Source organism: Streptomyces sp. NPDC093097, from assembly GCF_044754325.1.
GTDB lineage: Bacteria > Actinomycetota > Actinomycetes > Streptomycetales > Streptomycetaceae > Streptomyces.
In genome coordinates this window covers 1-17,599 of the sequence record NZ_JBIVOW010000032.1, presented here as the reverse complement: position 1 = coordinate 17,599, position 17,599 = coordinate 1, and the positions used below count along the sequence as shown (strand labels likewise).

The following is a 17,599-nucleotide window of genomic DNA, read 5'->3' as shown; positions in this document are numbered from 1 at the left end:
ATGGAGCGGACCCGGTGACTGACTCGACCATCATTTACACCCACACTGATGAGGCCCCGGCCCTGGCGACGTATTCGTTCCTGCCGGTGGTGGAGGCGTACGCGGCGACGGCCGGGGTGACGCTGGAGACCCGCGACATCTCGCTGTCCGGCCGGATCATCGCGGTGTTCCCCGAGTACCTCAAGGAGGAGCAGCGGATCCCCGACGCCCTCGCCGAGCTCGGTGAGCTGGCCAAGACGCCCGCCGCCAACATCATCAAGCTGCCGAACATCTCGGCCTCCATCCCGCAGCTCAAGGCGGCCATCGCCGAGCTCCAGGAGCAGGGCTACGCGCTCCCGGCCTACCCGGACGACCCGAAGACCGACGAGGAGCGCGACATCCGCGCCCGCTACGACAAGGTCAAGGGCAGCGCCGTCAACCCCGTGCTGCGCGAGGGCAACTCGGACCGCCGGGCGCCCGCCTCGGTCAAGAACTACGCCAAGGCGCACCCGCACCGCATGGGTGCCTGGACCGCCGAGTCCAAGACCGACGTCGCGACCATGGGCGCGGACGACTTCCGTTCCACCGAGAAGTCCGCGGTGATCGCCAAGGACGGCGCGCTGCGCATCGAGCTGGTCGGTGAGGACGGCGCCGCCACCGTGCTGCGCGAGTCCGTGCCGGTGCTCAAGGACGAGGTCGTCGACGCCTCCGTGATGCGCGCCGCCGCGCTGAACGAGTTCCTCGCCGCGCAGGTCGCCCGCGCCAAGGCCGAGGGCGTGCTGTTCTCCGTGCACCTGAAGGCCACGATGATGAAGGTCTCCGACCCGATCATCTTCGGCCACGTCGTGCGCGCCTTCTTCCCGAAGACCTTCGCGCAGTACGGCGAGACGCTGGCCGCCGCCGGCCTGTCCGCGAACGACGGTCTGGGCACCGTCCTCAAGGGCCTGGCCGCCCTCCCCGAGGGCGACGCGATCAAGGCGTCCTTCGACGCGGAGATCGCCGAGGGCCCGGCGCTGGCCATGGTCGACTCCGACAACGGCATCACCAACCTGCACGTTCCGTCGGACGTGATCGTCGACGCGTCGATGCCGGCCATGATCCGCACCTCCGGCCACATGTGGGGCCCGGACGGCCAGGAGGCCGACACCCTCGCGGTGCTGCCGGACTCCTCCTACTCCGGTGTCTACCAGGCCGTCGTCGAGGACTGCCGCGCGCACGGCGCCTACGACCCGTCCACCATGGGCTCGGTGCCGAACGTCGGCCTGATGGCCCAGAAGGCCGAGGAGTACGGCTCCCACGACAAGACCTTCGAGATCGCGGCCGCGGGCACCGTCCGCCTGGTCGACCAGGACGGCACCGTCGTCCTGGAGCAGGCCGTCGCCGCCGGTGACATCTTCCGCGCCTGCCAGACCAAGGACGCCCCGATCCGCGACTGGGTCAAGCTGGCCGTCACCCGCGCCCGCGCCACCGGCAACCCGGCCGTGTTCTGGCTGGACAAGGAGCGCGCCCACGACGCGCAGCTGATCGCCAAGGTCGAGCAGTACCTGCCGGAGCACGACACCGAGGGCCTGGACATCAGGGTCCTCTCCCCGGTCGAGGCCACCAAGCTCTCGATCGAGCGGATCCGCCGCGGCGAGGACACCATCTCGGTCACCGGCAACGTGCTGCGCGACTACCTGACCGACCTGTTCCCGATCCTGGAGCTGGGCACCAGCGCCAAGATGCTGTCGGTCGTGCCGCTGATGAACGGCGGTGGCCTCTTCGAGACCGGCGCCGGCGGCTCCGCCCCCAAGCACGTCCAGCAGCTGGTCAAGCAGAACTACCTGCGCTGGGACAGCCTGGGTGAGTTCCTCGCGCTCGCGGTCAGCTTCGAGCACCTGGCGACCACCACCGGCAACGCCCGTGCCAAGGTCCTCGCCGACACCCTGGACCGCGCGACCGGCTCGTTCCTCAACGAGAACAAGTCGCCGAGCCGGAAGCTGGGCGGCATCGACAACCGCGGCAGCCACTTCTACCTGGCGCTCTACTGGGCCCAGGAGCTGGCCAAGCAGACCGACGACGCGCAGCTGGCCGAGGCGTTCGGGCCGCTGGCCGCGACGCTGGCCGAGCAGGAGCAGACCATCGTCGACGAGCTGATCGCCGTGCAGGGCTCCCCGGCCGACATCGGTGGCTACTTCCGCCCCGACGCGGCCAAGGCGTCCGCGGTGATGCGTCCGTCGAAGACGCTGAACCAGGCGCTGGCCGTCCTGAAGGGCTGACCACCGCACCACCTCGTCCGCCCCGGCCGGGCCGCGTGTCCGGCCGGGGCGGCCTGGTGCCGGCCCGTGTACGGGGTGGCGGGGTTCCAGGTCCCGTCGTCGCCCTCACCCGCCGTCCGGCCTGCTCCGCGGGCAGACGACGGGAGCGTGCCGGCAGGACCTGGCGGCCCGGCGCGGTCCGGGCGTGAGCGGACCCGCATACTGGGGGCATGGCCTTGATCAACCCCAGCATCCTGTCCGCCGACTTCGCCCGCCTCGCCGAGGAGGCGAAGGCCGTCGAGGGCGCCGACTGGCTCCATGTCGACGTGATGGACAACCACTTCGTGCCCAACCTCACGCTCGGTGTGCCGATCGTCGAGGCGCTGAGCAAGGCGACGGAGACCCCCCTCGATCTGCACCTGATGATCGAGGACCCGGACCGCTGGGCGCCGCAGTACGTGGAGGCCGGGGCCGGTTCGGTCACCTTCCACGCGGAGGCGGCCGGGGCGCCGGTGCGGCTGGCGCGGGAGATCCGGGCCAAGGGCGCGCGGGCGTCGATGGCGCTGAAGCCGGCGACCCCGATCGAGCCGTTCGAGGACCTGCTGCCCGAGCTGGACATGGTGCTGATCATGACCGTCGAGCCGGGCTTCGGCGGCCAGGCGTTCCTGGACATCATGCTGCCGAAGATCCGCCGCACCCGTGAGCTGATCTCGCGGCACGGCCTGCAGATGTGGCTCCAGGTGGACGGCGGGGTCTCGGCGGAGACCATCGAGCGCTGCGCGGAGGCCGGCGCCGACGTGTTCGTCGCGGGCTCCGCGGTGTACGGGGCGGACGATCCGGCCAAGGCCGTCCGCGACCTGCGGGAGAAGGCCGAGGCGGCGACGGCCGCGAGCTGGGGCTGCGCCCACTGACCGTGCCGTACGGCCCGCCATGGCGGCCGGTCCCGGCCCGTCCGGCGCGCACCGCCGTCGGTTGACCTGACGGCTACCGAGCGTTCATGCCCGTCGTGCCCGTCCTGGACCCCGTACACCTCGGGTTTCTGAAAGGATGAGCAAAGACTCGATCAGATGCGCAAAAGGGGAGATTTTCGTGGTAGCCAGCCGCCCACAGTCCGGAATGGGCCCTGCCGAGCTGGTGCAGGCCGCGGCCATGGCCCGCCGCTTCTACCTTGAGGGCAAGTCCAAGATCCAGATCGCGGAGGAGTTCGGCGTCAGCCGATTCAAGGTCGCCCGCGTGCTGGAGACGGCCCTGGAGCGCGATCTCGTGCGGATCGAGATCCGGGTGCCCTCCGAACTGGACGCGGAGCGTTCCGACGCCCTGCGCGCCCGTTACGGCCTGCGGCACGCCGTCGTCGTGGAGTCGCCCGCCGACGCCACGGAGGACGCCGCCGACCCCGAGAACCTCGGCGAGGTGGCCGCCGACCTGCTCGGCGAACTCGTCGCCGAGGGCGATGTGTTGGGCCTCGCCTGGGGCCGTTCGACGATCCACATGGCGGCCGCGCTGCACCAGCTGCCGCCGTGCACGGTCGTCCAGCTGACCGGGGTCTACGACGCCGGGACCGCCGACCGCGGTTCGGTCGAGGCGGTCCGCCGCGCGGCCGACGTCTCCGGGGGCGAGGCGCACCCGATCTACGCGCCGATGCTGCTGCCGGACTCGGCGACCGCCGCCGCGCTGCGCGGCCAGACCGGCATCTCCCGCGCCTTCGAGTACTTCGACAAGGTCACCGTCGCCTGCGTCTCCATCGGCTCCTGGGAGCCGGGCGTCTCGACCGTCTACGACATGCTGTCCGAGGAGGAGCGGGAGCACTACGCCTCGCTGGGCGCGGCCGCCGAGATGTCCGCGCACCTCTTCGACGCCGAGGGGCGGCGCATCGGCCGCGACCTGGGCGAGCGGTGCATCACGGTGGAGGCGGACCGGCTGCGCCGGATCCCCGAGGTGGTGGCGATCGCCGGCGGCCGGCGCAAGGCCGCGGCCATCGGCGCGGTGCTCCGCTCCGGGCTCGTGACGAGCCTGGTGACGGACACCGCCGCCGCCGACCACCTGCTGCTGGAGACCGGCCCCGGCCCCCGGCCGGCGCTGGACCGCGCGGACCCCGACGGGCACTGAGCCGGGGCGGCGTCCCCACCGGCGAGCAGCCCGCGCGCGGCTGTGACAGCATCGGCGCATGCTGATCCACACCGCCCCGCGCCGGGCCGCCGCCGTCCTCGGCGCGCTGCTCGCCGCCCTGCTCCTCGTTCTGACCGGCTGCTCCACCGGCGGTGCCGGCAAGGGGAGTTCGGCCGGCGCGCACCATCCGGTCGCGACCGCCACGGCCGACAACCGCTCGCCCGGCGGCGGCACCGCACCGCCCTGGGCCAAGGGCTACCCGACCGTCCCGGCGAAGGGGCTGCCCACCGAGGCGCAGCACACCCTCAAGCTGATCGACGCCGGCGGGCCGTTCCCGTACCCGAAGGACGGCACCGTCTTCGGCAACTACGAGAAGCGGCTGCCGAACGAGCCGCGCGGCTACTACCACGAGTACACGGTCGACACCCCCGGTTCCCGCAACCGCGGCGCCCGCCGCCTGATCGCCGGCAAGCACCACGAGTTCTTCTACACCGACGACCACTACAAGTCCTTCAAGGCGGTGCTCCGGTGAGCCCCGAGGTGCCCCCGGCGCTGGCCGCGGTGCTCGACGGGCGGACGCCGGCGGGGGTGCTCCCGTGGCCGGCCGACCGCCCGGTGGCGGACGCCCTGGCCGCGGCCGGGGACGCGGGCTGGAACGCCGCCGCGCTCGACCTCGCCGACGTGGGCGACAAGGCCGCCTTCATGGCCCGGTGCGCCGCGGCGCTGGACTTCCCCGCCTACTTCGGCGCCAACTGGGACGCGCTGGCGGACTGCCTGACCGATCTGTCCTGGTGCCCCCCGTCGCGCGGCCGGCTGCTGGTCGTCACCGGCTGGCAGACGTATGCGTCCGCCGCTCCCGAGGAGTGGGGGGTGTTTGAGCAGGTGCTGGCGGACGCCGTCGGGTACTGGCGGGACACCGCCACCGGGCTCGCGGTGATCATGGCCGGCGGGCGCGGCCGGCAGGGCGTCTGACCGCCCGGTTCACGGGGCCGCGCGGGGCGCCGTTCCGCGACGTCACGGGCGCGTTGCGTGAGGCGGCGTCCCAGTGGCCGGACCCCCGGATTGGCGGATCCCACACAGCCCCCGAGAGGTCGTAGGACTATCGCATGAGACCAGGTCAGGGCCCGTATCCTGGCGGTATGCGATTCCTGAACCCGAAGAACGGCGCCCTCGAAGAGAGTTCTTCGGTGCCCTACGACCTGACCTACGACGACGTGTTCATGGTGCCCAGCCGCTCGGCGGTGGGCTCCCGCCAGGCCGTGGACCTCGCCTCGCGGGACGGCTCCGGCACGACCATCCCCCTGGTGGTCGCCAACATGACCGCGATCGCCGGTCGCCGCATGGCCGAGACCGTCGCCCGCCGCGGTGGTCTGGTCGTCATCCCCCAGGACATCCCGATCGACGTCGTCACCGACGTCGTCACCTGGGTCAAGCAGCGCCACCTGGTGCTGGACACCCCGATCGTGCTGTCCCCGGTCTCCACCGTGGCGGACGCGCTGTCGCTGCTGCCCAAGCGGGCGCACGGCGCGGGCATCGTGGTCGAGGGCGGCCGGCCGGTCGGCGTCGTCACCGAGCACGACATGGCCGGGGTGGACCGCTTCACCCAGGTCTCCGAGGTCATGTCCAAGGACCTACTGGTGCTGGACGCGGACATCGACCCGCGCGAGGCGTTCAACCGCCTCGACGCCGCCAACCGCAAGCTGGCCCCCGCGGTCGACGCGGACGGCCGGCTGGTCGGCGTCCTCACCCGCAAGGGCGCGCTGCGCGCCACCCTCTACACCCCCGCCACCGACGCCGACGGCAGGCTGCGGATCGCGGCCGCCGTGGGCATCAACGGCGATGTGGCCGGCAAGGCCAAGGCGCTGCTGGACGCCGGCGTGGACACCCTCGTGGTGGACACCGCGCACGGCCACCAGGAGTCGATGATCAGCGCGATCAAGGCGGTCCGGGCGCTGGACCCGCAGGTCCCGATCGTCGCGGGCAACATCGTCGCCGCCTCCGGTGTGCGCGACCTCATCGAGGCCGGCGCGGACATCATCAAGGTCGGTGTCGGCCCCGGCGCCATGTGCACCACCCGCATGATGACCGGTGTGGGCCGGCCGCAGTTCTCCGCGGTGCTGGAGTGCGCCGCCGAGGCCAGGAAGTACGGCAAGCACGTCTGGGCCGACGGCGGCGTCCGCCACCCCCGCGACGTGGCCATGGCGCTGGCCGCCGGCGCGTCCAACGTCATGGTCGGCTCGTGGTTCGCCGGCACCCTGGAGTCGCCCGGCGACCTCCAGCACACCGCCGAGGGCCGGCCGTACAAGGAGAGCTTCGGGATGGCCTCGGCGCGTGCGGTGCGCAACCGCACCAGCGAGGAGTCGGCCTACGACCGCGCCCGCAAGGCGCTGTTCGAGGAGGGCATCTCCACCTCGCGGATGTTCATCGACCCGGCCCGCCCCGGCGTCGAGGACCTGATCGACTCGATCATCGCGGGCGTCCGCAGCTCCTGCACCTACGCCGGTGCCGCCTCCCTGGCGGAGTTCACGGAGAAGGCCGTGGTCGGCGTCCAGAGCGCCGCCGGCTACGCCGAGGGCAAGCCGCTGCACGACAGCTGGAACTGACCCGCGAGCCCACCGACGACTTTCGGCCACCGCCGCTCGACCGGCCCCGCACCGCCAGGTGCGGGGCCGGTCGCGTTCTCCGGACAGGCGCGTGATTGACTGTGAGAGCGCGCAACGATTCGCCGCACTTCGCCGCCAAGCGCAACGATCTACCACGATTGCGCAAGGAACCTGCATTACGGCAGGTCAGCGAGGGGCCGTAGGGTCATGCGCTGTACGTGGAGTGGCGGCGACCGCCTGCTCGGCGGTCTCCTGCTGCAAGGCGGTTCGTCCTGCCTGCCGACCGCTGCGGTCCTGTCACCGGAATGTGCCGGAATGTGTCAGTCTGACCGGCAGCGACGAAGGAGCCCCAGTGTTGGAGAACGGCGCCGCCCCGCCCCCGGGGGACAGCTATTCCCCGCCGCCCGCAGGTAGCGGACTCGGCACTCGGTTGATGCGCCGCAAGCCGGTCGAGCGGTTGGTCGCCGAGGGCGGCCAGGGCGAGGGGGGTACGCTCCGCCGCTCGATGGGTGTCTGGCAGCTGACCATGATCAGCATCGGTGCCACGCTCGGCACCGGCATCTTCGTGGTCCTCGGCGAGGCCGTCCCGGACGCCGGCCCCGCGGTCGTGCTGTCCTTCGTCATCGCCGGCATCACGGCGCTGTTCTCCGCGCTCTCCTACGCCGAGCTGGCCGGCACCATCCCGGTCTCCGGCTCGTCCTACTCCTACGCCTACGCCACCCTCGGCGAGCTGATCGCCTGGGTCTGCGGCTGGTGCCTGGTCCTGGAGTACGGCGTCTCGGTCGCCGCGGTCGCGGTCGGCTGGGGCCAGTACCTCAACGAGTTCCTCGGCGGGACGCTGGGCTTCACCATCCCCGCCGCGCTCTCCGCACCGCCGGGCCAGGGCGGCTTCTTCAACCTGCCCGCGCTGCTGGTCGTGCTGCTGGCGATGGTGTTCCTGCTGGGCGGTGCCAGGGAGAGCGCCCGGGCCAACACCATCATGGTGCTCGTCAAGATCGTCACGCTGCTGATGTTCTGCGCCGTCGCGTTCCAGGGCGTGAAGTCCGGCAACTACGCCAACTTCATGCCGATGGGCATGGCGGGCGTCAGCGCCGCCGGTGCCACCCTGTTCTTCTCCTACATCGGCTTCGACGCCGCCTCCACGGCCGGCGAGGAGGCCAAGAACCCGCAGCGCGACCTGCCGCGCGCCATCATGCTCTCGCTGGTGATCGTCACCACGCTCTACTGCCTGGTCGCGGCCATCGCGGTGGGCGCCCTGCCGTGGCAGCAGTTCAAGGGCTCGGAGGCCGCGCTCGCCGGGATCCTCAAGACGGTCACCGGTCAGGGCTACTGGTCGGTCCTGCTGGCCTTCGGCGCCGTCGTCGCCATCGCCAGCGTCGTGCTGACCGTGCTCTACGGCCAGACCCGGATCCTCTTCGCGATGTCCCGCGACCGGCTGGTGCCCACGGTGTTCTCCAAGATCCACCCCAAGACCGGCGTGCCCCGGGTCAACACCGTGATCGTCTCCCTCTTCTGCGGTGTGCTCGCCGCCGCGGTGCCGCTCGGTGAGCTGGCGGACGCCACCAGCATCGGCACGCTCTTCGCGTTCGCGCTGGTCAACGTGGCCGTGATCGTGCTGCGCCGGACCCGGCCGGACATGCCGCGGGCGTTCCGCACCCCGTTCGCGCCGCTCTTCCCGGCGATCGGCTTCCTGCTCTGCATCTACATGATGGGCAGCCTCGGCCTGGTGACCTGGGTGGTCTTCGGTGTCTGGATGGCGGTCGGCCTTGTGATCTACTTCGGATACGGCATGCGCCGCTCCCGATTGGCCACCGCAGAAAAGTGAACCACCCGCAGTGCGACTGAACGATCTCGACGAACGCATCGTCCACGCCCTGGCCGAAGACGCCCGCCGCAGCTACGCGGACATCGGCCAGGAGGTCGGGCTGTCCGCCCCGGCGGTCAAACGCCGGGTGGACCGGCTGCGGGCGGACGGCGCGATCACCGGCTTCACGGTGCGCGTCGACCCGGCCGCCCTCGGCTGGGAGACCGAGGGGTTCATCGAGATCTTCTGCCGCCGCAACACCTCGCCCGAGGCGATCCACCGCGGCCTGTCGCGCTACCCGGAAGTGGCGTCCGCCTCCACCGTGACCGGTGAGGCGGACGCCCTGGTGCAGGTCTTCGCCTCCGACATGCGGCACTTCGAGCGGGTCCTGGAACGGATCGCCGGGGAACCGTTCGTCGAACGCACCAAGTCCGTCCTCGTCCTCTCCCCGCTCCTGCGGCGCTACGGGGCGGGCGCGCCCAGCTAGGGCGTGTCTTTCGGGCCCCTCAGGCCTACTCCGCCGGGCCCCACCCGGCCGGCAGGCGCGGCGGGGTGCCCCGGGTCCAGGCGATGTGCAGCGCGGAGGCGGCGATCCGCCAGCCGTCCGGCGTCCGCACCAGTTCGGTGTCTGCCTGGCCGCCGGAGACGAACAACGCCTGGGGCCCGTCCGCCAGGACATGGGTGCTCAGTTGGGGCGCGCGGGCGGTGGCCCGGTCGCCGTCGACCTCGATGACGGCGGTGCCGCCCAGGTGCACGGTCCGGTCGAACAGCGCCATCCCCTCCCGGATGCGCGCCACCACCGCGTCCCGGCCGCGGACCGTGCCGATCGGCATCCGCGCCATGGCGTCCTCGGCGTAGAAGGCGCGCCCCCACGCGTCGTCGAAGACTCCCTCGTCCAGTGAGCGCAGATAGCGGCCCAACAGGTCGGTGATCTCGGCGCGGTCGACGAGGAGTCGGAGCTGTCGTTCGGTGGGGCGTCGGGTGGCCTCGGCGGTCGACGGGGCGGGGGCGGTGGGTGCGGTCTCGTTCGCGGTCATGCGGTGATCCTGCAACCTCAAGCTGGCTTGAGGTCAACGGCGGGGCGGCGGGTGCTCCGCCCGTCCCGCCGCGGGGGAGCGGTGGCGGGGCGGTGGTGGGTGGACGGACCGGCCGTCGTTGCGGTGGCGGGTGCGCGGACCGGCCCCCCGTCGTGGGAGTCTGGCGTCACCCGCCGGTGTCCCGCGCCACCAGCGCGGATGTCCCGTGCAACGAATCGCCGCGGTGGCCCTTGAAAGCGCAACGAATCGTCCGTCGCCGCGCAACGCTGGCGCCTTGTCCCGGATCATCGGCGGCCCGTACCGTCATTGCGTCCCGCCCGTACCGTCACCGTCGAGGGGTCCCATGTCGCCGCTGCACACCGCCCTGCTCCAGAGTTCGGGACGGCCCGGTGACGTCGCGTACAACCTCACGGTGCTCGCCGACGCGGCCCGCGAGGCGGCCGCGACCGGCGCCCGGCTGCTGGCCTGCCCCGAACTCTTCCTCACCGGCTACGCCATCGACGCCGACCTGCACCGCCTGGCCGAACCGGCCGACGGCGCCAGCGCCCGGGCCGTCGCCGCGATCGCCGCCGAACACGGCATCGCGGTGCTCTACGGCTACCCCGAGCGCGCCGCCGAGGAGCCGGGCGCGGTCTACAACTCCGCCCAGTTGATCGGCCCCGACGGCACCCCGCTCGCCAACTACCGCAAGACCCACCTCTTCGGCTGCTACGAGCGGGAATGGTTCACCCCGGGGGACCGGCAGGTCGTCCAGGCGGAGCTGGACGGGATCCGGATCGGCCTGCTGGTCTGCTACGACGTGGAGTTCCCGGAGAACGTCCGGGCGCACGCGCTGGCCGGCACCGACCTGCTGCTGGTGCCTACCGCGCAGATGCACCCCTTCCAGATCGTGCCGGAGCAGATGATCCCGGTGCGCGCCTTCGAGAACCAGATGTACGTCGCGTACATCAACCGGGTCGGTGCGGAAGGGGAGTTGGAGTTCATCGGGCTCAGCTGCCTGGCCGGACCGGACGGGGTCGTCCGCACCCGCGCCGGACGCACCGAGCAGCTGGTGCAGGCCGCCGTCGACCCGGCCTTCCTTGCGCAGGCGCGGGAGGACAACCCCTATCTGCTCGACCGGCGGCCGGAGCTCTACACCGGCCTGACGTGACCGGCCCCGCGGCCGACGGCCCCGATCTGCCCTGACGCGCTCCGGCCCGCTGCCGTGAGCTGACACCCCCTCGTGTACGCGTGTGCCCCGCCGTGCCCGCTCGCGCCCGAAACGCCCTGATATCCGCCCGTCCTGCCCGTACCGCCCGCAAGGAGTCCGCCCGATGACGTCCACGGTGCCCCCCGCCGTCCCGCACACCGCAGCGCAGCCGCCGATCACCATGTTCGGCCCGGACTTCCCCTACGCCTACGACGACTTCCTCGCGCACCCGGCGGGCCTCGGCCAGATCCCGGCGACCGAGCACGGCACCGAGGTGGCCATCGTCGGCGGCGGCCTCTCCGGCATCGTCACCGCGTACGAGCTGATGAAGATGGGCCTCAAGCCCGTCGTCTACGAGGCGGACCAGATCGGCGGCCGGCTGCGCACCGTCGGCTTCGACGGCTGCGACGAGCAGCTCAACTGCGAGCTGGGCGCGATGCGCTTCCCGCCGTCCTCGACGGCGCTCCAGTACTACATCGACCTGGTGGGCCTGACGACCTCGCCGTTTCCCAACCCGCTCGCCGAGTCCACCCCCTCGACCGTCGTCGACCTCAAGGGCGAGTCGCACTACGCCGAGACCGTCGACGACCTGCCCGCGGTCTACCGCCAGGTCGCCGAGGCGTGGAACGCCTGCCTGGAGGAGGGCGCGGACTTCTCCGACATGAACCAGGCGATGCGCGAGCGCGATGTGCCGCGCATCCGCGAGATCTGGGCGAAGCTCGTCGAGAAGCTGGACAACCAGACCTTCTACGGCTTCCTCTGCGACTCCGAGGCGTTCACCTCCTTCCGGCACCGCGAGATCTTCGGCCAGGTCGGCTTCGGCACCGGCGGCTGGGACACCGACTTCCCCAACTCCATCCTGGAGATCCTGCGGGTCGTCTACACCGAGGCCGACGACCACCACCGCGGCATCGTCGGCGGCTCCCAGCAGCTGCCGCTGCGCCTGTGGGAGCGCGAGCCGGCCAAGACCGTGCACTGGGCGCCGGGCACCTCGCTGTCCTCGCTGCACGGCGGCGCGCCGCGCCCGGCCGTGACCCGGCTGCACCGCACCGACGGCAACCGCATCACCGTCACCGACGCCTCCGGCGACATCCGCTCCTACAAGGCCGTGGTCTTCACCGCCCAGTCGTGGATGCTGCTGTCGAAGATCGACTGCGACGACGACCTGTTCCCGATCGACCACTGGACGGCGATCGAGCGCACCCACTACATGGAGTCCAGCAAGCTCTTCGTGCCCGTGGACCGGCCGTTCTGGCTGGACAAGGACGAGGAGACCGGGCGCGACGTGATGTCGATGACGCTCACCGACCGGATGACGCGTGGCACGTACCTCCTCGACAACGGCCCGGACCAGCCGGCCGTCATCTGCCTGTCCTACACCTGGTGCGACGACAGCCTGAAGTGGCTGCCGCTGTCGGCCAACGAGCGCCTGGAGGTCATGCTCAAGTCGCTCGGCGAGATCTATCCGAAGGTCGACATCCGGAAGCACATCATCGGCAACCCGGTGACCGTGTCCTGGGAGAACGAGCCGTACTTCATGGGCGCGTTCAAGGCCAACCTGCCGGGCCACTACCGCTACCAGCGGCGCCTGTTCACCCACTTCATGCAGGAGCTGCTCCCCGAGGACAAGCGCGGCATCTTCCTCGCCGGCGACGACATCTCCTGGACGGCGGGCTGGGCCGAGGGTGCCATCCAGACCGCGCTCAACGCGGTGTGGGGCGTGATGCACCACCTCGGCGGCGGCACCGACGCGGCCAACCCGGGCCCCGGCGACGTCTACGACGCGATCGCGCCGGTGGAGCTCCCGGAGGACTGAGCGCCGGCTGGCGGACGTCGCAGCTGACCGGCGTCGCAACTGACGTACGGCGGGCCCCGGTTGATGTGAATTCCGGGGCCCGTCGTCGTTCGCGTCCGCACGGTCGTCCGGGTCCGGTTCCGAGTCGGGGGCGGTGCCCGAGCGCGAGACCGCCGCCGGGTGCGCGAGGCCGGTGCTACAGCCCGGCCGTCCGGATCCGGGCGTGCAGGTCGGCGGCCCGGTCGGTGAGCTCCGCGCCGTCCCGGCAGTGCTGCTGGAAGTCCAGCAGGACCTCATGGGCCCCGGCCTCGGCGGCCCCGGCGAGGTCCGCCAGCACCTGGTCGTGACTGCCGGTGTACGGGCGGCGGTCGGCCGCGGGCAGCGGTGCGTCGGTCAGCCCGACCCCGACCCGCAGCACCACGTCCAGCTCCGCGGCGTCGCGGCCGTGCCGCTCGGTCGCGGCGGCCAACCGCGCCAGCTGCCCGGTGAGTTGCCCGCCCGTCAGCTGGACCGGCAGCCAGCCGTCGGCGCGCCGGGCCAACCGCTCCAGCGCCCTTCGGCCCTGCGCGGCCAGGTAGACCGGGATCGGGCGCGCGGGCTTGGGCCCGATCGAGGCCGGTGCGATCCGCGTCCAGCGGCCCTCGTAGGCGACCGGGTCGGGGCCCCAGACGGCCGCGCAGACATCCAGCAGCTCGTCCATCTGGTCGCCGCGGTCGGCGTGCGGAGTGACCCCGGCGGCCCGGTACTCGTCCTGCGACCAGCCGGTGCCCAGGCCCGCCAGCACCCGCCCGCCGCTGGCCGCGTCGAGCGTCGCCAGCGTCCGGGCGAGCGGGAACGGCGCGTGCAGACCGGAGACCAGCACGCTGCTGCCCAGCCGGACCCGGTCGGTGACGGCGGCGGCCAGCGTGAGGGTGACCAGCGGGTCGGCGCAGTGGCGGTAGAAGTCGGGCCAGGGCAGGCCCGGTACGCCGTAGAGCCCGTCGAGCGGTTCGCGCGGGAACAGCGTCCGCTCGAAGACCCAGACGCTGTCGTAACCGATCTCCTCCGCGGCGCGGGCCGCGGCCCGTACGTCGCGCCGCGGGTCGTACTGCGGCATCTGGGGCAGGCCCAGTCCCAGTCGTAACGTCATGGGCGGCACCCTACGACGGGGTGCCGGGCGACAGCACGGGATCGCGGCGCGCCGCGCGTCGTGATGCCGCCCGCAGGACAGCCCCCGCGTCGGCCGTCGGAGCTACCCCAGGGGAGTCAGCAGGCAGCGGCCGATCAGCCCCACGCTCGCGTCCAGGCGGTCGGCGAACTCCTCGGCCACGTCCGGGAGTCGGCGGACACCCCACATCATCCGGGCCGCGGCCCAGGCACCGTCGCGGGCCATCGCAAGGCTCCAGGAGTCGATGAGGTGGGTGAGCGGATCGGCGATGTCCAGGAGGTCGGGGCCGGGCATCAGGGTCTCCCGGATGCCCTCCTCCAGACCGGTCAGGATCGTGCCGATGCGGTCGAAGTCGCCTTCCAGGGCGGGCGGTTCGCAGTCCAGCGCCCGGCAGGTGTCCACGACGGCCAGTGCGAGGTCGTGGCCGATGTGCGCGTTGATGCCGGCCAGGGCGAACTGGAGCGGGCGGATGCCGGGGTGGCCCCGCAGGTGGAAGAGCGGCCGCCAGCAGGCCGGCGGCCGCAGCCCGGTGGCGTCGGCGTCGACGGCGGTGAAGTAGCGGCGGGCGAACTGGACGTCCAGTTCCCCGGCGGCCTCGGCGTCCTCGAACGCGCCGTCCCCCACCTGCCGGGCGACGGCCTCGGTGACGGTCAGATAGACCCGGTTGAAGACGGCCACCCCGTCGTCGGCGGGCAGCGCCCGGTCCAGCGCCCGCATCCGCTCCAGTACGTGTGCCACCCCGGTGGCCGGCGCGGGTCCGGCGCCGTCGGCGACGTGGGGGGCGGGTTCTGCGGCGGTGCGCTGCGGGCCGCTGCCGCCGTGCTGCTGAAGGGTCGTCATCCGCTCAGCGTGGCATCGCTATGCCCCGAAATACGCCGATGGCGGGGGTGTGTTGAGCGGATCAGGGCAAACCCGCGGCCTGCTGCGGGGCGCGCCGGGTGACGGTCCGGGCGGGGCCTGTCGAGCGGTCGGGCCCGGACCATCACCGCGCCGGCGTTACGCCCGGTCGCCCGGGGCCTCCGGGCCGTCCGGCCGGTCGTAGGCCGAGGTGCCCTCGTCCAGCAGCGGCTGCTGCTGCTTGAGGTGCGCGGGGGTCAGGGCCCGCAGGACGTGGTAGCCGGTGAGCACCACGATGGTGCCCAGCGCGATGCCGCTCAGTTCGAAGGTGGGGGTCAGGTGCAGGCTGACGCCGCCGATGCCGATGATGATGCCCGCGGCGACCGGGACGAGGTTGAGCGGATTGCGCAGGTCCACCTTGTTGTGCACCCAGATCTGGGCGATCACGACGGGCAGCGCCACCAGGATCGCCGACCACTGGAAGCTGGGGCCGTGGAAGGACGGCAAGCCGATCCAGTCGGCCTTGCCGACCGCGGAGAAGTCGAGCCGCCAGTGGTCGGTGACCTTCCCCGCGCCGTTGACGGAGTGGATCATCCCGAAGGCCCGGTCGAAGACCCAGGAGATGCCGTAGCCGAAGACCAGGCCCAGGAAGATCGCGATCCGCGACCAGAAACCGCGCAGGCAGACCACCGCGAGCCCGGTGAACAGCATGGTGAGCAGCGCCACCCACTGGTCCTGCGGCCAGTACGTGCCAGCCGTCACCGGTGCCAGGTTGAAGCCGATCAGCATCACCACGGCGCCGGTCACCACCGGCGGCATCGCGGCGTGGATGATCCGCGCCCCGAACCGCTGCACCGCCAGTCCGATCAGGAACAGCGCCACGCCGACCACCAGCACCGCGCCGGTGACCGTGGCGCTGGTGCCGCCCTGCGCCCGGATGACGGCCGCGACGCCGACGAACGACAGTGAGCAGCCGAACCACGTGCTCGAACTCTCGCGGGGTGAACCGCGCGGCCAGCTCTTGAGCGGCACCTGTCTGCGGCTGCTGCGCGGTATCTGCCGCCCGCCAAGCGGCTATGTTCGCGAGCGTGTTGGCCAAGAACTTCGTAGCCGCGTCCGGCTCCGGCATGGAGCGGGGCGTCCGAGGCCGATCGCCAACCGTGCGGCAATCGCCAAGATCCATATGGGGACGTTAGCGATCTTGTAGGCAGCGCAGGATAGATATGGAGACAGAAGTGGATTAATGCCGCGGATCGGCAACTACTTCGGGTCAAGTTTGTCCTGAAGCAGTAGTTCGACTATGAATCACCTCGGCTCTGTTGACGTGCAGGGCGTTGCAGAAGTGGAGAGTGTTCATGGTCGGCTTGGGGTGGAAGGTTCACGGAGATGGGCGGAACCTCAAGCCAGGTGAGGTCGTCAAGCCTGGAGAACGCTTGACGTGGGGCCGCACGATCGCGCTCGGTGCCCAGCACGTCGTCTCGATGATCGGCGCGTGTTTTGTCGCTCCGGTTCTTATGGGGTTGGACCCCAGTCTCGCCCTCATGGCATCTGGCGTTGCCACGGTGCTTTTCCTGGTGATGACCCGCGGACGCATCCCGAGCTATTTGGGGTCCTCGCTCTCCTTCGTCGGCGTATCGGCCGTGATCGCGGGGCAGGGAGGCGACGCCGGCACCCTGACGGGCGCGATGCTCGTGGTGGGTGCTGCCTTGGCGGGGTGCGGCATCGTCATCCACATTCTGGGAGCGCGTGTGATCCACGCAGTTCTCCCGCCCGTGGTGACGGGCGCAGTCGTCATGCTCATCGGCTTCAACCTCGCCCCTGTGACGGCGTCGACCTACTGGCCGCAGGATCAGTGGACGGCGCTTGCGACCATGTTGTTCACCGGCCTCGCCCTCGTTGTGCTCCGAGGTTTCTGGTCGCGGATCGCGATCTTCCTGGGCCTGGTTTTCGGGTACGTCCTGTCCTGGGTGCTCGACCGCACCACGGGGATGATTCATTCACCCAACGGCGCGGGGAAGATCACCGACCACTGGCGCATCGATTTCTCCGGCGTTCAAAAGGCTGACTGGATCGGGCTGCCCACGTTCCACGCGCCGAACTTCTCGGCCTCGGCGGTGTTGGTGGCGCTGCCCGTCCTGGTGGCGCTGGTGGCCGAGAACGCCGGGCACGTCAAGGCGGTCGGTGAGATGACCGGCGACCCGCTCGAAGACAAGATGGGCATGGCCATCGTCGCCGACGGCACGGCGACAGTTCTGTCCACCGCTGTGGGCGGCCCCGCCACCACGACGTATGCCGAGAACATCGGTGTGATGGCGGCGACCCGGGTCTACTCCACCGCTGCGTACTCCGCCGCAGCCGGCTTCGCAGTGCTGTTCGGCCTGTGCCCGAAGTTCGGCGCGATGGTGGCCGCGATCCCCGGCGGGGTGCTGGGCGGCATCACCGTCATCCTCTACGGCATGATCGGCCTGCTGGGCGCGCAGATCTGGATTCGCAACAAGGTCGACTTCACCGTGCCGCTGAACCTCATCCCTGCCGCTGCCGGCATCATCATGGCAATCGGCGGCGTCTCCCTGAAGTTCACGAAGAACTTCGAACTCGGCGGCATCGCACTCGGGACGCTCATCGTGCTGACGGGCTACCACGGCCTGCGCTGGCTCTCACAGGTAGCCGGGCAGCGCGGTATGCCGCTCCTTGACGCTGGGACCAGTGACTACGACGGTTCTGCCGGCAGTAGCGGCTGAGATAAGGCCAACCGCTGCTTCAATCGCGTTACTGACTTCGGCTTGTCAGGGTGACGTTGGGGTGTCGAGGGTCAGGCCGGTGCCGGCTATGAAGCCGTCGAGGGTCTCGGGCCGGTACTGCGGG

The 17,599-nt window shown here is 71.3% G+C and carries 14 protein-coding genes and 1 pseudogene; 11 read left to right on the top strand and 4 right to left on the bottom strand.

Annotated elements, in window-relative coordinates; all coding sequences use genetic code 11:
* Positions 1-14 precede the first annotated feature (14 nt).
* The 8 genes from ACIQE0_RS35500 (at position 15) to ACIQE0_RS35465 (ending at position 9,216) form a co-directional block, all read left to right on the top strand.
* The gene (locus ACIQE0_RS35500; RefSeq protein ID WP_402339675.1) at positions 15-2,237 is read left to right on the top strand and encodes an NADP-dependent isocitrate dehydrogenase; all 2,223 of its coding nucleotides are present in this window, start codon (positions 15-17) and stop codon (positions 2,235-2,237) included.
* A gap of 209 nt (positions 2,238-2,446) precedes the next feature.
* Positions 2,447-3,127: a ribulose-phosphate 3-epimerase gene (gene rpe, locus ACIQE0_RS35495; protein WP_366336821.1), complete on the top strand. Its 681-nt coding sequence runs from the start codon at positions 2,447-2,449 to the stop codon at positions 3,125-3,127.
* Between the two features lie 205 nt (positions 3,128-3,332).
* Positions 3,333-4,322, top strand: a complete 990-nt coding sequence (locus ACIQE0_RS35490) for a sugar-binding transcriptional regulator (protein WP_402339671.1) — start codon at positions 3,333-3,335, stop codon at positions 4,320-4,322.
* 58 nt (positions 4,323-4,380) lie between these two features.
* Positions 4,381-4,854, top strand: a complete 474-nt coding sequence (locus tag ACIQE0_RS35485) for a ribonuclease domain-containing protein (protein ID WP_402339668.1) — start codon at positions 4,381-4,383, stop codon at positions 4,852-4,854.
* Positions 4,851-5,294, top strand: a complete 444-nt coding sequence (locus tag ACIQE0_RS35480) for a barstar family protein (RefSeq protein ID WP_366336815.1) — start codon at positions 4,851-4,853, stop codon at positions 5,292-5,294. Before ACIQE0_RS35485 ends, ACIQE0_RS35480 begins: the two co-directional genes overlap by 4 nt.
* A gap of 167 nt (positions 5,295-5,461) precedes the next feature.
* A complete protein-coding gene (locus ACIQE0_RS35475; RefSeq protein WP_366336813.1) occupies positions 5,462-6,925 on the top strand; it encodes a GuaB1 family IMP dehydrogenase-related protein in 1,464 nt (487 codons plus the stop codon).
* A gap of 352 nt (positions 6,926-7,277) precedes the next feature.
* The gene (locus ACIQE0_RS35470) at positions 7,278-8,750 is read left to right on the top strand and encodes an amino acid permease (RefSeq protein WP_366336811.1); all 1,473 of its coding nucleotides are present in this window, start codon (positions 7,278-7,280) and stop codon (positions 8,748-8,750) included.
* Between the two features lie 10 nt (positions 8,751-8,760).
* Positions 8,761-9,216 carry an Lrp/AsnC family transcriptional regulator gene (locus tag ACIQE0_RS35465; protein WP_366336809.1) on the top strand — a complete coding sequence of 152 codons (456 nt, stop codon included), beginning with the start codon at positions 8,761-8,763 and terminating at the stop codon, positions 9,214-9,216.
* Positions 9,217-9,241: 25 nt separating this feature from the next.
* On the opposite strand, the gene ACIQE0_RS35460 is transcribed toward ACIQE0_RS35465, so the two are convergent.
* Positions 9,242-9,766 (bottom strand): nuclear transport factor 2 family protein, encoded by a 525-nt coding sequence (locus ACIQE0_RS35460; protein WP_402339663.1) that lies wholly within the window; start codon positions 9,764-9,766, stop codon positions 9,242-9,244.
* A gap of 343 nt (positions 9,767-10,109) precedes the next feature.
* Between ACIQE0_RS35460 and ACIQE0_RS35455 the strand changes: the two genes are divergently transcribed.
* Positions 10,110-10,916 carry a carbon-nitrogen hydrolase family protein gene (locus tag ACIQE0_RS35455; RefSeq protein WP_402339660.1) on the top strand — a complete coding sequence of 269 codons (807 nt, stop codon included), beginning with the start codon at positions 10,110-10,112 and terminating at the stop codon, positions 10,914-10,916.
* A 163-nt stretch (positions 10,917-11,079) separates the two neighbouring features.
* A complete protein-coding gene (locus ACIQE0_RS35450) occupies positions 11,080-12,771 on the top strand; it encodes a flavin monoamine oxidase family protein (protein WP_402339657.1) in 1,692 nt (563 codons plus the stop codon).
* A 175-nt stretch (positions 12,772-12,946) separates the two neighbouring features.
* Here the strand turns inward: ACIQE0_RS35450 and ACIQE0_RS35445 are convergent, their stop codons facing one another.
* From ACIQE0_RS35445 to ACIQE0_RS35435, 3 genes and pseudogenes are all read right to left on the bottom strand, one after another.
* Positions 12,947-13,879, bottom strand: a complete 933-nt coding sequence (locus tag ACIQE0_RS35445) for a TIGR03619 family F420-dependent LLM class oxidoreductase (protein ID WP_402339654.1) — start codon at positions 13,877-13,879, stop codon at positions 12,947-12,949.
* A gap of 102 nt (positions 13,880-13,981) precedes the next feature.
* Positions 13,982-14,737, bottom strand: a complete 756-nt coding sequence (locus ACIQE0_RS35440; protein WP_366336799.1) for a DUF5995 family protein — start codon at positions 14,735-14,737, stop codon at positions 13,982-13,984.
* A 156-nt stretch (positions 14,738-14,893) separates the two neighbouring features.
* Positions 14,894-15,718 (bottom strand): annotated as a pseudogene (locus tag ACIQE0_RS35435) (solute carrier family 23 protein); the annotation flags it as partial.
* A 371-nt stretch (positions 15,719-16,089) separates the two neighbouring features.
* Here ACIQE0_RS35435 and ACIQE0_RS35430 point away from each other — a divergent pair.
* Positions 16,090-17,475 carry a uracil-xanthine permease family protein gene (locus ACIQE0_RS35430; RefSeq protein WP_402339754.1) on the top strand — a complete coding sequence of 462 codons (1,386 nt, stop codon included), beginning with the start codon at positions 16,090-16,092 and terminating at the stop codon, positions 17,473-17,475.
* Positions 17,476-17,599: the final 124 nt, after the last annotated feature.

Excerpts from the sequence above, each read along its gene's own strand:
- ACIQE0_RS35450 (WP_402339657.1), top strand. The coding sequence starts at position 11,080 with ATGACGTCCACGGTGCCCCCCGCCGTCCCGCACACCGCAGCGCAGCCG.
- ACIQE0_RS35460 (WP_402339663.1), bottom strand. The coding sequence starts at position 9,766 with ATGACCGCGAACGAGACCGCACCCACCGCCCCCGCCCCGTCGACCGCC.
- ACIQE0_RS35445 (WP_402339654.1), bottom strand. The coding sequence starts at position 13,879 with ATGACGTTACGACTGGGACTGGGCCTGCCCCAGATGCCGCAGTACGAC.
- ACIQE0_RS35455 (WP_402339660.1), top strand. The coding sequence starts at position 10,110 with ATGTCGCCGCTGCACACCGCCCTGCTCCAGAGTTCGGGACGGCCCGGT.
- ACIQE0_RS35430 (WP_402339754.1), top strand. The coding sequence starts at position 16,090 with ATGGTCGGCTTGGGGTGGAAGGTTCACGGAGATGGGCGGAACCTCAAG.
- ACIQE0_RS35475 (WP_366336813.1), top strand. The coding sequence starts at position 5,462 with ATGCGATTCCTGAACCCGAAGAACGGCGCCCTCGAAGAGAGTTCTTCG.
- ACIQE0_RS35485 (WP_402339668.1), top strand. The coding sequence starts at position 4,381 with ATGCTGATCCACACCGCCCCGCGCCGGGCCGCCGCCGTCCTCGGCGCG.
- ACIQE0_RS35490 (WP_402339671.1), top strand. The coding sequence starts at position 3,333 with ATGGGCCCTGCCGAGCTGGTGCAGGCCGCGGCCATGGCCCGCCGCTTC.
- rpe (WP_366336821.1), top strand. The coding sequence starts at position 2,447 with ATGGCCTTGATCAACCCCAGCATCCTGTCCGCCGACTTCGCCCGCCTC.
- ACIQE0_RS35440 (WP_366336799.1), bottom strand. The coding sequence starts at position 14,737 with ATGACGACCCTTCAGCAGCACGGCGGCAGCGGCCCGCAGCGCACCGCC.